The sequence below is a fragment of the Klebsiella sp. Q2 genome (genome assembly GCF_009900705.1).
GTDB lineage: Bacteria > Pseudomonadota > Gammaproteobacteria > Enterobacterales > Enterobacteriaceae > Klebsiella > Klebsiella quasipneumoniae.
Window position 1 is genome coordinate 814742 of the sequence record NZ_JAAABE010000001.1, and the last position, 13949, is coordinate 828690.

The following is a 13949-nucleotide window of genomic DNA, read 5'->3' on the forward strand; positions in this document are numbered from 1 at the left end:
CGGGTTTTCAACCGGTTATCCCTGCTGCGAATTGCCGACGCTTTTATCTTTCAGGAAGTAGATCATCAGCCCCAGCCACAGTACCCCGCCCAACAGGTTAAACAGGCTGAACAGCCCGTTGCCGCCGAGCTCGTAAGCATGTTTGCTGAGCTCGATGCCGACGGTGAAGATCAGCATCTGCAGCATCCCCATCGCCGCCGAAACCGTGCCTTTGCTCATCTCGCTGGCGAACAGGGTTAAGCGCACCAGGCCGGCGTTCGCCAGGCCAATCCCGAAGGCGTAGAAGCTCAGACCGGCGGTCATCCACAGATAGGCGTGGGAAGAGACCACCGTCGCCACCGCGGAGAGGAGCAGGCCAAACACGATAGGCCAGCCGCCCATGATAATCAGCGAGCGCACGGTACGGCGCGAAGTCAGGCGCGCCAGCACCAGGTTGCCGGCAATCAGCGCGCCGAAAATCGGCACCTGCAGCATGCCATACTCATAGCTTGTCGCCTGTTCGCCGCTGATAATAATCACCGGCGACTGGGCGATCCACGCCAGCAGCGGCAGGCTGACAAAGCCGGTAGCCAGCGCGCCGGCGACGAAGCGCAGGTTCTTTAGCACCAGCCGATAGTCGCGGCCCAGCTCTTTGACCGACAGCTTTTCACCCAGTCGCGTCGCGGTTTCCGGCATCGCCCGCTGCAGGCCGACAAACGAGATAGCCGCCAGCACGGCGAACAGCACGAACATCATCTCCCACGGCAGGATATGCACCCAGGCGGCGCCCACCAGCGGCCCCAGCAGCGGGGCAATCAGCGCCACGTTGGCCATCAGGGCGGTGATTTTAATACACACCGCCTCCTCAAAGGACTCCTGGATCGCCGCGTAGCCGACCGCGCCGATAAAACACAGGCTGATCCCCTGCAGGAAGCGCAGCAGGGTGAACTGTTCAATGGTCTGCGCCAGCAACGTCGCCAGGCAGGTGACGATAAACCACACCACCCCGGTCAACATCACCGGACGGCGGCCAATACGGTCCGACAGCGGCCCCAGCAGCCACTGTAGAAACATGCCGCCGGCCAGATAAGCGGTCATCGAGGTGGGTACCCACTCGTTGCCCACCTGAAACTCCTGAACCACGGCCAGCATACCCGGCTGGATCATATCGTTGCCGATATAGGTGGAAAACTCGTACAGCACCAGACATAGCGGGAACAGCAGCGCCTGCCTTCCGAGGCGGCGACCTGAAAGCGAATAATTTTGCATGAAATCTCTTATCTATCAAAAATCGCGCAAAGTGTAATGAAACTCCCGGCGCGGAGATAGTGAATTGTGGGTGACACCGCACAATATTGCGAGTTGCGCGCCAGCGTCAGGGCTCGCCTTAGCAATTCACTCTGCGTATATATTCCGTTTATGTTTCAGCCATGTGACAAAGGATATACTGACGCTTTTCAGGGGGCTAGCGCCGCACCTCAGAAGGCGACATTTCTTAACAACCTGATATTTAAGACAATACTGCTTTATCTCCGCACCGCTTTTATTTAGGGTAAGCGGCTTATTTGCTATCGGACCAACGAGCCTGGAAGTCTATGCTGGAAAATATTAACTACGCGCTGTTCGCCCTGCTCAACGCGACCCCGGCCTCGCCGCAGTGGGCCATTGAGGTGGCGATTTTCATCGCTAAAGATCTGATTCTGATCGTGCCCCTGCTGGTGGTGACCTTGTGGCTGTGGGGGCCTGCCCAGCGGCAGATGGTGTTTAAGCTGATGCTGGCGCTGAGCATCAGCCTGACCGTCTCATGGGCGATCGGCCACCTCTATCCGCACGATCGGCCGTTTGTCGCTGGCGTGGGCTATAACTTCCTGCACCACGCGGCGGACGATTCCTTCCCCAGCGACCACGGCACCGTCAGCTTTACCTTTGCCCTGGCCTTCCTGTTCTGGCACCGCGTCTGGTCCGGCGCCCTGCTGATGGCCCTTGCCGCCGCCATCGCGTGGTCCCGCGTCTATCTCGGCGTCCACTGGCCGCTGGACATGGTCGGCGGCCTGCTGGCCGGGATGTGCGGCTGCCTTGGCGCGGCGCTAATCTGGCATACTGTCGGCTCGGCGCTGTACCGTCAGCTGCAGCGCCTCTATCGCCTCTGCTTCTCCCTGCCGATCCGCAAAGGCTGGGTGCGCGGCTAAACGCCGACCGTCGCGGCGGCGACCGCGTGACTAACCCGCAAGCGACAGGTAAAATCCCGCTAACGCCCTGCCTCCGCAGGGCGATTTTAGCGCAGAGGGAATATGGAAACTCGCCGTGACGAACGCATCAGTCAGCTCATTCAGGCACTCAAGCGCAGCGATAAGCTGCATCTGAAAGAAGCGGCCTCCCTGCTCGGGGTGTCGGAAATGACCATTCGTCGCGACCTCAACGGCCACAGCGGTCCGGTCGTGCTGCTCGGCGGATACATTGTGCTGGAGCCGCGCAGCGCCACCCATTACCTGCTCAGCGACCAAAAAACCCGGCTGGTCGAGGAAAAACGCCGCGCCGCCCGCCATGCGGCCGCGCTGCTGGAGGCCCATCAGATGGCCTTCTTCGACTGCGGGACCACCACCCCGTGGATCATCGACGCCATTGACGACGCTCTGCCCTTCACCGGCGTCTGCTACTCCCTGAACACCTTTCTGGCCCTGCAGGAAAAGCCCCAGTGCCGCGCGATCCTGTGCGGTGGGGAGTTTCATGCCAGCAACGCGATTTTTATGCCGCTGAGCCTTGAGGATACCCTCAGCCATCTGAGCCCTGACATCGCCTTTTACTCGGCGGCGGGCATTGACTGCGAGCAGGGGGCAACCTGCTATAACCTGGAGGAGCTGCCGGTCAAGCACTGGGCGATGCGACACGCGCGCTACCACGTGCTGGTGGTAGACCACAGCAAGTTTGGCAAAGTGCGTCCGGCGCGCATGGGGGCGTTAGCGAAGTTTGATGTGATCGCCAGCGACATCTGCCCGGATGACGAGCTGGTCGCGCTGGCGAAGGCGCAGCAGATTTCGCTGCTGTACTGAACATGAACGGACCGCGCCCCGCCGGGCGCGGTCATGACATCAGGAGAACCAGCTGCCGAACCAGCCGTGCAATTTCATCAGTACGAAGTCGATCATTCGGCTGAAGAAGCCACCTTCTTTCACCGGCTCCATGACGATCAGCGGGCGCTGCTCGATGGTTTTATCATTCAGCTTAAAGTCGATAGTCCCGACCACCTGCCCCTTCTCCAGCGGCGCGGTAAGCTGCGGCTGGTTTAAGGTGTAGCTGGCTTTCAGGTTTTTCAGCTGCCCCTTCGGCAGGGTGATAGAGCCCGCTTCGCCAGCCCCCAGTTTCGCTTCGCTGCTGTCGCCAAACCACACGCGCTGAGTGACGAAGGTGGCATCCGGTTTAATCGGCGTCACGGTTTCATAGAAGCGGAAGCCCCAGGTCAGCAGTTTTTCTGACTCGTTAAAACGAATGCGGTCGGTTTTGGTCCCCAGCACCACGGCAATCAGACGCATATCGCCCTGCGTGGCCGAAGAAACCAGGTTATAGCCGGCCCCGGCGGTGGTCCCGGTTTTCACGCCATCGGCGTTGAGGTTGGTGCTCCACAGCAGACGGTTACGGTTTGGCTGACGAATTTTATTAAAGGTGAACTCTTTCTCTTTATGTACCGCGTACTCTTCCGGTACATCGTGGATCATCGCTTTGGTCAACAAGGCCATATCGCGAGCGGTACTGAACTGCCCCGGCGCATCAAGGCCGTGAACGGTCATAAAGGTGGTGTTGGTCAGCCCCATTTTTTTGGCGTAGCCGTTCATCAGGCTGACGAAAGCGTCCTGGCTGCCCGCCACGTAGTCCGCAATGGCAATGCTGGCGTCGTTACCGGACTGAATGATGACCCCTTTGTTCAGATCTTCCACGGAAACCTGCATGCCGGGCTTGAGGAACATCACCGATGAGCCGCGCAGCGCCGGGTTGCCGGTCGCCCAGGCATCGCGCCCGACGGTCACCATATCGGTCAGTTTAATTTTTCCCGCTTTTATCGCCTGCCCCACCACGTAGCTGGTCATGATCTTCGTCAGACTGGCCGGGTCGAGTTTTTCATCGGCATTGCCTTCGCTCAGCACCTTCCCGCTGGCGTAGTCCATTAGGATCCAGGCGCGAGCGTCAATCGAAGGGGCGTCGGGGAGTTGTTCTGCAGCCTGCACCGCAGGTGCGACAAGAAATAACAGCGCGCAACCTGCCGCGAGGCCGCGAAGGGAAAAAGCGTCATGCATCATAAGAGCCACCCAAGTATCCTTTCCAAACAAAATATGCCGCGCCACTCTGACCGCGCCGCAGCAACCGGTGAGTAAAGCGTACAAATGACCTTAAAGAAACAGCGAGTTGGTAAAGTTTTTAAAGTTTACGCAATAACATGCCGCCGTGCTTTAATCAGAACAATTTTTTTGATCGTGATTGCCTAAATATTAACTTTATCCCAACATGATCGCCGATCGCGCTGCAACGGCAGTGAAACAAACTCAGGAGCGAAAATGATTACACTGTGGGGACGTAATAATTCGACCAACGTGAAGAAAGTGCGCTGGGTGCTGGAGGAGCTGGATCTGCCGTATGAGCAGATCCTCGCCGGGCTGGAGTTTGGTCTCAATCATGACCCGGAATATCTGGCGATGAACCCCAACGGGCTGGTGCCGCTGTTAAAGGACGATGCCACCGGGGTGGTGTTGTGGGAATCAAATACGATTATTCGCTACCTTGCCGCCCAGTATGGCGTTGACCGTCTGTGGCTGGCCGCGCCGGCGCAGCGCGCGCAAGGCGAAAAGTGGATGGACTGGTCCAACGGCACCCTCTCTCCCGCCCATCGCCCGGTGTTAATGGGCCTGGTGAGGACGCCGCCGGAGCAACGCGACCCGGCGGCCATCGCCGCGGGGATCAGCGCCTGCGAAGCGCTATTCGCCATGCTGGATGACGAACTGGCCAAAATGCCGTGGCTCTCTGGCGAGCAGTTCGGCCTTGGCGATATTGCCGTCGCCCCCTTCGTCTACAACCTGTTGTCGATCCTCGACAGCTGGCAACCGCGGCCCCATCTGCAGCGCTGGTATCAGCAGATTAGCCAGCGTCCCGCCTGGCGCGAAGTGGTGCAGATCCCGGTCACCTGACGCTACTTCTCCGGACTCAGCCGCAATAGCTCGCCGTTAGACTCGTCGGTTAACACATACAGATAGCCGTCGGGTCCCACGCGAACGTCGCGGATGCGTTTCCCGCGCGCCTCCAGCAGGCGCCCCTCCTCGCGGACCTGATTGCCGTCCACCGCCAGAACAATCAGCGACGTCTCCTTCAGCGCGCCGATAAACAGCTTATGTTGCCACTGGGGAAAGGTCTGCGCCGCGTAGAAGGCCATCCCGCTTACCCCGGGCGAGACCGGCCAGACATACAGGGGAGGCTCGGTTCCCGGAACCGTTTTGCCCCTGGCCTCCGGAATGGGCAGGCCGCTGTAGTTAATGCCGTGCGTCGCCAGCGGCCAGCCGTAGTTTTTTCCCGCCTGCGGGATATTAATTTCATCCCCGCCGCGCGGGCCGTGCTCGTTCAGCCACAGCGCCCCGCTCCACGGATTTATCGCCATCCCCTGTGGGTTGCGGATGCCGTAGGCCCAGATCTCCGGCCTCACGTCGGCCCGGCCAACAAAGGGATTATCCGGCGGCACACCCCCGTTCTCCGTCAGGCGGACCACTTTTCCCTGCAGCTTGTCGAGATCCTGAGCGGTGGGACGCTGATTGTTCTCCCCGAGGCCAACAAAGAGATGCCCTTTGCCGTCAAACACCAGCCGGCCGCCAAAATGATTGCCGACGGAGAGTTTCGGCTGCTGGCGAAACACCACGGTGAAATTCGTCAGTTGAGTGGCATCCTGGCTCAACTGCCCGTAGCCCACCGCGGTGCCCGCTTTGCCGCTGGCGTCGCTTTCCGCATAGCTTAGCCACACCCGCCGCGACTGCGCGAAATCCGGGGCCAGCGCCACGTCCAGTAAGCCCCCCTGGCCGTTGGCCCACACCTGCGGCACGCCGGCTATCGGCGCCGACAGGCCTTTACCCGGCTGCCAGCGCTTGAGCTCGCCGCCACGCAGGGTAATCAACATGCCCTGGTCGCCGGGGAGAAATGCCAGGCTCCACGGATGGGCCAGCCGGTTCTGCAATACCTCCACCCGCGCCGCGGCCTGGCTCAGGGCCGGCAGCGACAGGGCGCTCAATAGCAACAGCAGCGGGATCGGACGCATGGCATTTTCCTTTCGTCAGCTCTGCGCTAAAGGGTAGCCAGCGGGGAAATTTGCGCGGGGATTTTTACATAACCTTTAACAGGGGAAGCATCCACTTCCCCTGGGTTTCAGCCGATCAGGCATGAGGAATTGGCGACAATTTATTCAATTTATGAATATTTGAAGTCAATCCTGTCAGACAGCGTTCTAGCTTCTCTACGTTAACAGCGATGTACAGCGGACAATCATGATGCCCGCTCATCAGGCATACTGCAGCGGCGGCGACGGACTCGCCGGCCAAACGAAGGGCATCCTTTTCCTCCGGTGAAATGACATGCTGCAGGCGCGGCGCCTGGGCACGCATTTCACGGCAAAGCTCAAACAAATTTTCACGCAGATGGTCATTTTCGCTGACTGACATGTAGCCTTTGGCCTTCCGCAGCTGCAGATAGGCGTCAATATCGATATTGGCGTTAATGAGCTTCTGCAAAAGGTGGCGGTATAGTCTGTCAACGGTCATCACGGTTCCTCCTCTGTCGTCCTTTACCCTATCCATAATACGGTTATTTTTTGTACAAAATGATGCGCCAGGTCAATTATTCCCAAGACTTTAACACCCTTTACAATTTGACAACCTTGCCGCTTTGTCAGGTCTACAACAAAAATAATGTCACACGATCACATTTAATTTCGCAAAGAAACAAAATCGCCATCATCGCCACAAGTGGCCCAAATAGTGCTGCAACGATCACATTATATCGCAGACGCTATTGCACGATCGTAAGACAGAATGCCATAACAAATCATTAATGTAATACGTATAACATTTAATAAAAACAGCGACCGCGGCCGCGGTTAGCTGATAATCTCTCTGCCCGTTTGCAAGGAACTGAACCATGACGCCCGGTAAAAGAAACTACCTTCTGTTGAGTCTATTCGATTTCCTCTACCTGTTCGCCTGGTCGTCGACCATGGCTTTCTTTGTCATTTGGACCACCCAGCATCTTGGCATCAGCGCCACGAAGACCGGCCTGCTCTACTCGGTCAACGCCTTTATCGCCCTGCTGATGCAACCTTTCTTCGGCTTTATCTCCGACAAGTTCGGCCTGAAAAAACGGCTTATCTGGCTGCTGGTCGCCCTGCTCCTGCCGGTGGGCCCCTTCTTTATCTATGTTTACGCGCCGCTGCTGGTGCACAATTTCTGGTTCGGCGCGCTGCTGGGGGGGATCTATCTGGGGATCATCTTTAACTCCGGCTGCGGGGTGATCGACTCTTACATCGATAAGATTTCCCGTCGCTACCAGTTCGAATACGGTCGGGTGCGGATGTGGGGCTCGTTAGGCTGGGCAGCGGCGGCCTGGATTGTGGGTAAATATATCGACAGCAATCCTAATCTGGCCTTCTGGCTCGCCAGCCTCGCCATCGTCATCGCCGCCATCTGCTTTATGCTGACCAAAATCGAATTAACCGACGCTGATGTAGCGCGAAGCGAATCGCTGAAGGTCTCCCATGCCCTCGAGCTGGCGAAGAATGGTCAGTTCTGGATGCTGCTGCTCTTTACCCTGTTCGTCACGCAGATTTATGACACCTACGATCAGCAGTTTGCCCAGTACTTCTCGCAACAATTCCCGACGCCGGAGGAAGGCAACCGCTGGTATGGGATCCTCGCCTCCATTCAGGTGTGCGGCGAAACGCTGTTCTTATGCCTGATGCCGTGGTTTGTTAACCGGACCGGCGCCAAGTGGGCGCTGATCATTGCCGGGCTGATCATGTCGGTACGTATTGTTGGTTCGGCGGTGCCTCTTGGCCCGGTGTGGATTGGCGCAGTAAAAATGATGCATGCCCTGGAGAAACCGTTAATTCTGGTGTCGGTCTTTAAATTCATCGCCGCCAACTTCGACCACAAGCTCTCTTCGACAGTCTATTTACTGGTGCTGTTTGTCGCCTCGATCGCCACCGCCATTTACTCCCCGCTGGCTGGCTATCTGTACGATACCATTGGCTTCGCCGACACCTATCTGATCCTCGGCGGCATCGCCGGGCTCTTTACTTTGATCTCTGTCTTCACGCTGCAGGATAAGCGCGAGCCGAAAAAGCCCGGCGCCGCCCCCTCCGGAGCCGTCACCCCGGCGCAATAAGTCTCTGCCCGGCAGCAACGCCGGGCGTGAATCGTCGCCTGCGCGCACGGCTTGCCGGAAGCGTTTCCCGCCCCTCTGCTCCGGGGCGTGCGGGATCCGCTTTAGCGGCAGGGGCATGAAAGGCAGGGCTGGGTGCGCTTTTTCACCATTAACCGTGACGGAGCTATACTCTTTTTCGCAAAGATCTGTAGAATTCCTGCCCTGACCATTCCAATAATTGAACACTTTTTAAGCTATGAGCAATGTCACGCACCAGCCGAAAATCGGCTTCGTCTCCCTGGGCTGCCCGAAAAACCTCGTGGACTCAGAGCGTATCCTGACCGAACTGCGTACCGAAGGTTATGACGTCGTTCCTACCTACGACAACGCCGATATGGTGATCGTTAATACCTGCGGCTTTATCGACAGCGCTGTGCAGGAATCGCTGGAAGCGATCGGCGAAGCGTTGAAAGAGAACGGCAAAGTGATCGTCACCGGCTGTCTCGGCGCAAAAGAGGATCAGATCCGTGAAGTGCACCCGAAGGTGCTGGAGATCACCGGTCCGCACAGCTATGAGCAGGTGCTGGAGCACGTCCACCACTATACGCCAAAGCCGAAGCACAACCCGTTCCTGAGCCTGGTGCCGGAACAGGGCGTTAAGCTGACGCCGCGCCACTACGCCTACTTAAAAATTTCTGAAGGCTGCAACCATCGCTGCACCTTCTGCATTATTCCGTCCATGCGCGGCGACCTAGTGAGCCGTCCGATTGGCGAAGTGCTGGCGGAAGCCAAACGCCTCGCTGACGCTGGCGTGAAAGAGCTGCTGGTGATTTCGCAGGACACCTCCGCCTACGGCGTCGACGTCAAGCACCGCACCGGTTTCCACAACGGTATGCCGGTGAAGACCAGCATGGTCAGCCTGTGCGAAGAGCTGGCGAAGCTCGGCATCTGGGTGCGCCTGCACTATGTCTACCCGTACCCGCACGTTGACGATGTGATCCCGCTGATGGCAGAAGGCAAAATTCTGCCGTACCTCGATATTCCGCTGCAGCACGCCAGCCCGCGCATCCTGAAGCTGATGAAGCGTCCAGGTTCCGCGGACCGTCAGCTGGCGCGCATCAAGCAGTGGCGTGAAATCTGCCCTGATCTGACCCTGCGCTCCACCTTTATCGTGGGCTTCCCGGGGGAAACGGAAGAAGATTTCCAGATGCTGCTCGACTTCCTGAAAGAGGCGCGTCTCGACCGCGTCGGCTGCTTCAAGTACAGCCCGGTTGAAGGCGCCACCGCCAATGAGCTGGCGGACCAGGTGCCGGAAGAGGTGAAAGAGGAGCGCTGGAACCGCTTTATGCAGCTGCAGCAGCAGATCTCTGCCGAGCGTCTGCAGGAAAAAGTGGGTCGCGAAATCCTGGTGCTGGTGGATGAAGTTGATGAAGAAGGCGCCATTGGCCGCAGCATGGCCGACGCCCCGGAAATCGACGGCGCGGTCTACCTGAACGGCGAAACCGGCGTCAAGCCGGGTGACGTGGTGCGGGTGAAAGTCGAGCACGCCGACGAATACGACCTGTGGGGAACCCGGGTCTAGTCCAGCTTCCCGGATAGCGGCTTAGCGCATTCCCCGGCCTACGGGGTCCTCCCGTAGGCTCCCCCCCCCCCAGGCCCGCGCAAGCGCAGCGCTGCCGGGCAAGCGTTGATGACCTTCCAGGCAACCCTGTTGCGCCGTTATTTTGCCGGGTGGCGCTACGCTTACCCGGCCTACGTTCGTACGACCTGTCGTTAATTTATTCACCATTGTTGCTGAAACTGCCGGGGCTGGCGGCCTCAACATCGCTGAGACGTTCCCGGAAGGCCGGGGCAGCCAACATGGATGCGGGCTGAGGGCCGTGTTTTGCACGGACGCTGCCTCGGCCCGACCCGCAGCCTGCAGGGATAAGTCGAAGGCACCACGCAGTGGCGATGTTGCTGGCCGGAGCCCGGGGTACAGGGGCGGCGGCGACTGGCCGCCCCCTGTGCGCTCCCTGCGCCAAGCCAGACATAACGCAGAAAATTAACCGGGAGCGCAATGTGCGCTGAAGCCACAAATAATATAAAGCACCGCACGGCGGTGCTTTCCCTCACCCTACCCCTTTAACTTCGGATCCAGCGCATCGCGCAGGCCATCCCCCAGCAGATTAAACGCCAGCACGGTCACGAAAATCGCCACCGCCGGAAACAGCGCCACGTGCGGGGACATCACCATATCCGCCCGCGCCTCGTTGAGCATCGCGCCCCACTCCGGCGTGGGCGGCTGCGCGCCGAGACCGAGAAACGACAGACTGGCCGCCGAAATAATCGATACCCCAATGCGCATGGTGAAATAAACCACGATCGACGACACCGTCCCCGGCAGGATGTGGTGGAAGAGGATGGTGGCATCGCTGGCGCCAATGCTGCGCGCCGATTCAATAAAGGTCTGCTGCTTTAATACCAGGGTGTTGCCCCGCACCAGCCGGGCGAAAGCCGGGACCGAGAAGATCGCCACGGCGATAATCACGTTGGCCATCCCGCTGCCCATGACGGCGACCACCGCGATCGCCAGCAGGATCCCCGGAAAGGCGAACAGCACGTCGCACAGACGCATAATCAGCCGGTCCCACCAGCCCTCATAGTAGCCGGCCAGCAGCCCAAGCACCGTGCCGATGGCCGCGCCAATCAGCACCGCCAGCACCCCGGCGGCCAGCGAGATCTGCGCCCCCACCAGCACCCGGCTGAAAATATCGCGCCCCAAAGAGTCGACACCGAACCAGTGCACCAGCGAAGGCCCCTCGTTAAGCCGGTCGTAGTCGAAATAATTTTCCGCATCGTACGGCGCTATCCATGGGGCGACGATGGCCACCGCAATCAGCAACAGCACGAAAATACCGGCGCCCATGGCCACCGGCTGACGCCGAAAGCGCCGCCAGAACTCATGCCAGGGGGTATGGATTTCGCCGGGCCTGATGCCCGGCATGGCGTTCAGCGCCGCCTGCCTTCTCCAGTTAAGCAATCGCACCTTACTTATACCTGATAGCCGGGTTTATGGCCGCGTACAGCACATCCACCACTAAATTGATAAGAATAAACTCCAGCGAAAAGAGCAGCACTTCCGCCTGAATCACCGGGTAATCGCGCATTTCTACCGAATCGACCAGCAGTCGCCCCAGCCCGGGCCAGTTGAAGACCTTCTCCACGACGATCGAGCCGCCGAGCAGGAAACCGAACTGCAGCCCCATCATGGTGACCACCGGGATCATCGCATTGCGCAGACCATGCTTGAGCACCACCCGCGTTTCGCTCACCCCTTTCGCCCGGGCGGTACGCATATAGTCTTCATGCAGCACATCGACGAACGACGCGCGGGTAAAGCGCGCCATCACCGCCGCCACCGCCGCGCCGAGGGTCAGCGACGGCAAAATATAGTGCCGCCAGCTGTCGGCGCCCACCGTCGGCAGCCAGCCCAGCTCAACCGAAAACACCTGCATCAGCAGCATGCCGAGGGCAAAGGCCGGAAACGAAATACCGCTCACCGCCAGCGCCATTCCCAGACGGTCAGGCCAGCGATTGCGCCACACCGCCGCCGCGATCCCCGCCGCCATGCCAAACAGCACCGCCCAGCTCATGCTGGCCAGCGTCAGCCACAGGGTGGGCATAAAGCGGCTGGCTATCTCACTGGCAACGGGACGCCGCGAGGCCATGGACATGCCAAAATCGCCGCGCAGCACGTTGGTGATGTAGTGCCAGAACTGGACGTGCAGCGGCTGGTCAAGCCCCAGCTGCTGGCGCACCATCGCCACCACCTGGGCATCGGCCTCTGGTCCGGCAATCAGCCGCGCCGGGTCGCCGGGCAGCATATGGACGAAGAGAAACACCAGCACCGCGACGATTAGCAGGGTGGGGATCAGCCCCAGCAGGCGCTTAATCACATAGTTGAGCATCGTACCTCCACAACCCGCCCCGCGGAAAAACCGCCCTCCGCCCACTAGCGCCGGAGGGCATCATCTCGACCTTCACGGTGTTAAATCTGCCTGTTCGAAGCTGAAGCCGGTGTCCGGCTGGATATAGAAGCCGGTGAGGTTCTTGCTGTGGGCGGAGACCAGTTTCTCCACCACCAGCGGCACCCACGGCGACTCTTTCCAGATAATATCCTGCGCCGCTTTATAGAGTTTGGTTTTCTCTTGCGGATCGGTGGTTTTCAGCGCCTCGCTCAGCGCGCTATCCACCTGCGGGTTGCTGTAAAAAGCGGTGTTGAACAGGGTCGGCGGCCAGTTTTGGGAAGCAAACAGAGGCGACAGCGCCCAGTCGGCTTCGCCAGTGGAGGCGGACCAGCCGGTATAGAACATCCGTACCCCGCTCTCTTTCTGCCCTTTACCTTCCACTTCCGCCGCCCGCTGACCGGCGTCCATCGCCGTCACCTGCGCCTTTATGCCCACCTGCGCCAACTGCTGCTGGGTAAACTGCAGCACTTTCTGCGCGGTGCTGTGGTTATGTGACGACCACAGCGTAGTGCTAAACCCGTTGGGGTAGCCGGCCTCTTTTAGCAGCTGGCGCGCTTTCGCCGGATCGTAAGGCCACGCGGGGTAGCTCTGAGCGTAGGCAATCGATGGCGGCACCACGCCGGTCGCCGGGGTGGCATAGCCGGCAAACGCCACCTTGACCAGCGCCTGGCGGTTGATGGCGTAGTTGATCGCTTCGCGCACCTTCGGATTATCGAACGGTTTCTGCGTCACGTTCATGCTGATGTAACGCTGCATGATCGACGGACTGGCCACCAGCTCCAGTTTGCTGTTTTTCGCCAGCAGCGGCGCCTGCTCGTAGGGGATCGGGAAGGCAAACTGCGCCTCGCCGGTCTGCAGCATCGCCGCCCGGGTATTGTTATCGACCACCGGTCGCCAGGTAATGGAATCCAGCTTCGGCAGCCCCGGCTGCCAGTAGCCATCGAACTTGCTGACCTTCACGAAGTCGGTCTGGTTCCAGGTATCGAGCTTATACGGCCCGGTGCCCACCGGGTGGAAGCCGATATCCTTGCCATATTTTTTCAGCGCCGTCGGCGAAATCATCGCCGTCGCCGGATGGGCGAGAATATTAATAAACGCCGAGAACGGCTGTTTGAGGGTGATTTTCACCGTGGTCGGATCAACCGCCTCGGTGCTGGCGATATTTTTATACAGGTTATAGCGCTTGAGATGGTTTTCCGGGTTGCTGGCGCGGTCGAGGTTAACCTTGACCGCCTCGGCGTTAAAGTCGGTGCCATCCTGGAATTTCACCCCGCTGTGCAGCTTGATGGTGTACACCAGGCCATCCGGCGACACGGTGTAGCTCTCGGCAAGGACATTTTGCAGCTTCATCTCTTTATCAAGGCCGAACAGGCCTTGATAAAAGGACTTCGCCACCGCCTGCGACAGAGTATCGTTAGCATCATAGGGGTCGAGCGTCGTGAAGTTAGACCCGACCGCCACCACCACATCTTTGGCGGCAAAAGCGGGGGCGCTCGCCAGGGCCGCCGCGATACTCAGCGCTAGCCACCATTTGCGTGAAACAGGTTGTGTCATCGTGTTCTCCTGAAAAGGTGCGTT

The 13949-nt window shown here is 59.2% G+C and carries 12 protein-coding genes; 5 read left to right on the top strand and 7 right to left on the bottom strand.

Going from position 1 to position 13949, the window contains the following annotated elements:
- Positions 1-15 precede the first annotated feature (15 nt).
- Positions 16-1248, bottom strand: a complete 1233-nt coding sequence (gene kdeA, locus GT756_RS04070) for a multidrug efflux MFS transporter KdeA (protein WP_043522168.1) — start codon at positions 1246-1248, stop codon at positions 16-18.
- A gap of 326 nt (positions 1249-1574) precedes the next feature.
- Between kdeA and ybjG the strand changes: the two genes are divergently transcribed.
- Together ybjG and deoR are read left to right on the top strand one after the other, a co-directional pair.
- Positions 1575-2168 (top strand): undecaprenyl-diphosphate phosphatase, encoded by a 594-nt coding sequence (gene ybjG / locus GT756_RS04075; protein ID WP_004201292.1) that lies wholly within the window; start codon positions 1575-1577, stop codon positions 2166-2168.
- A 102-nt stretch (positions 2169-2270) separates the two neighbouring features.
- Positions 2271-3029, top strand: coding sequence for a DNA-binding transcriptional repressor DeoR (gene deoR, locus GT756_RS04080; protein ID WP_094311334.1), 759 nt, complete (start codon positions 2271-2273; stop codon positions 3027-3029).
- Between the two features lie 39 nt (positions 3030-3068).
- Here deoR and dacC read toward each other — a convergent pair whose 3' ends face one another.
- Positions 3069-4271, bottom strand: coding sequence for a serine-type D-Ala-D-Ala carboxypeptidase (dacC, locus tag GT756_RS04085; RefSeq protein ID WP_004201290.1), 1203 nt, complete (start codon positions 4269-4271; stop codon positions 3069-3071).
- A gap of 255 nt (positions 4272-4526) precedes the next feature.
- Here dacC and GT756_RS04090 point away from each other — a divergent pair, with 255 nt between their 5' ends.
- The gene (locus tag GT756_RS04090) at positions 4527-5153 is read left to right on the top strand and encodes a glutathione S-transferase family protein (protein ID WP_017900142.1); all 627 of its coding nucleotides are present in this window, start codon (positions 4527-4529) and stop codon (positions 5151-5153) included.
- Positions 5154-5155: 2 nt separating this feature from the next.
- Here the strand turns inward: GT756_RS04090 and GT756_RS04095 are convergent, their stop codons facing one another.
- Positions 5156-6265, bottom strand: a complete 1110-nt coding sequence (locus GT756_RS04095; protein ID WP_064150408.1) for a PQQ-dependent sugar dehydrogenase — start codon at positions 6263-6265, stop codon at positions 5156-5158.
- Positions 6266-6380: 115 nt separating this feature from the next.
- Positions 6381-6764 carry a biofilm formation regulator BssR gene (gene bssR / locus GT756_RS04100; protein WP_004201285.1) on the bottom strand — a complete coding sequence of 128 codons (384 nt, stop codon included), beginning with the start codon at positions 6762-6764 and terminating at the stop codon, positions 6381-6383.
- 376 nt (positions 6765-7140) lie between these two features.
- Here bssR and GT756_RS04105 point away from each other — a divergent pair, with 376 nt between their 5' ends.
- Both GT756_RS04105 and rimO read left to right on the top strand, forming a co-directional pair.
- Entirely contained in the window at positions 7141-8382 is a 1242-nt protein-coding gene (locus GT756_RS04105) for an oligosaccharide MFS transporter (protein ID WP_049116963.1), read from the top strand.
- A gap of 235 nt (positions 8383-8617) precedes the next feature.
- Positions 8618-9943 (top strand): 30S ribosomal protein S12 methylthiotransferase RimO, encoded by a 1326-nt coding sequence (rimO, locus tag GT756_RS04110; RefSeq protein WP_048294427.1) that lies wholly within the window; start codon positions 8618-8620, stop codon positions 9941-9943.
- A 534-nt stretch (positions 9944-10477) separates the two neighbouring features.
- Here the strand turns inward: rimO and gsiD are convergent.
- The 3 genes from gsiD to gsiB all read right to left on the bottom strand — a co-directional run bounded on the left by gsiD (position 10478) and on the right by gsiB (position 13925).
- A complete protein-coding gene (gene gsiD / locus GT756_RS04115) occupies positions 10478-11389 on the bottom strand; it encodes a glutathione ABC transporter permease GsiD (protein WP_064189334.1) in 912 nt (303 codons plus the stop codon).
- Position 11390: 1 nt separating this feature from the next.
- On the bottom strand, positions 11391-12311 hold the full coding sequence (gene gsiC / locus GT756_RS04120; RefSeq protein ID WP_004886274.1) for a glutathione ABC transporter permease GsiC: 921 nt from the start codon (positions 12309-12311) through the stop codon (positions 11391-11393).
- 72 nt (positions 12312-12383) lie between these two features.
- On the bottom strand, positions 12384-13925 hold the full coding sequence (gsiB, locus tag GT756_RS04125; protein WP_160124564.1) for a glutathione ABC transporter substrate-binding protein GsiB: 1542 nt from the start codon (positions 13923-13925) through the stop codon (positions 12384-12386).
- Between the last annotated feature and the right edge of the window lie 24 nt (positions 13926-13949).

Bases quoted from the DNA above. Each gene is read 5' to 3' on its own strand.
- GT756_RS04090 (WP_017900142.1), top strand. From the start codon at position 4,527: ATGATTACACTGTGGGGACGTAATAATTCGACCAACGTGAAGAAAGTG.
- GT756_RS04095 (WP_064150408.1), bottom strand. From the start codon at position 6,265: ATGCGTCCGATCCCGCTGCTGTTGCTATTGAGCGCCCTGTCGCTGCCG.
- gsiC (WP_004886274.1), bottom strand. From the start codon at position 12,311: ATGCTCAACTATGTGATTAAGCGCCTGCTGGGGCTGATCCCCACCCTG.
- kdeA (WP_043522168.1), bottom strand. From the start codon at position 1,248: ATGCAAAATTATTCGCTTTCAGGTCGCCGCCTCGGAAGGCAGGCGCTG.
- gsiB (WP_160124564.1), bottom strand. From the start codon at position 13,925: ATGACACAACCTGTTTCACGCAAATGGTGGCTAGCGCTGAGTATCGCG.
- ybjG (WP_004201292.1), top strand. From the start codon at position 1,575: ATGCTGGAAAATATTAACTACGCGCTGTTCGCCCTGCTCAACGCGACC.
- rimO (WP_048294427.1), top strand. From the start codon at position 8,618: ATGAGCAATGTCACGCACCAGCCGAAAATCGGCTTCGTCTCCCTGGGC.
- GT756_RS04105 (WP_049116963.1), top strand. From the start codon at position 7,141: ATGACGCCCGGTAAAAGAAACTACCTTCTGTTGAGTCTATTCGATTTC.
- dacC (WP_004201290.1), bottom strand. From the start codon at position 4,271: ATGATGCATGACGCTTTTTCCCTTCGCGGCCTCGCGGCAGGTTGCGCG.
- deoR (WP_094311334.1), top strand. From the start codon at position 2,271: ATGGAAACTCGCCGTGACGAACGCATCAGTCAGCTCATTCAGGCACTC.
- bssR (WP_004201285.1), bottom strand. From the start codon at position 6,764: ATGACCGTTGACAGACTATACCGCCACCTTTTGCAGAAGCTCATTAAC.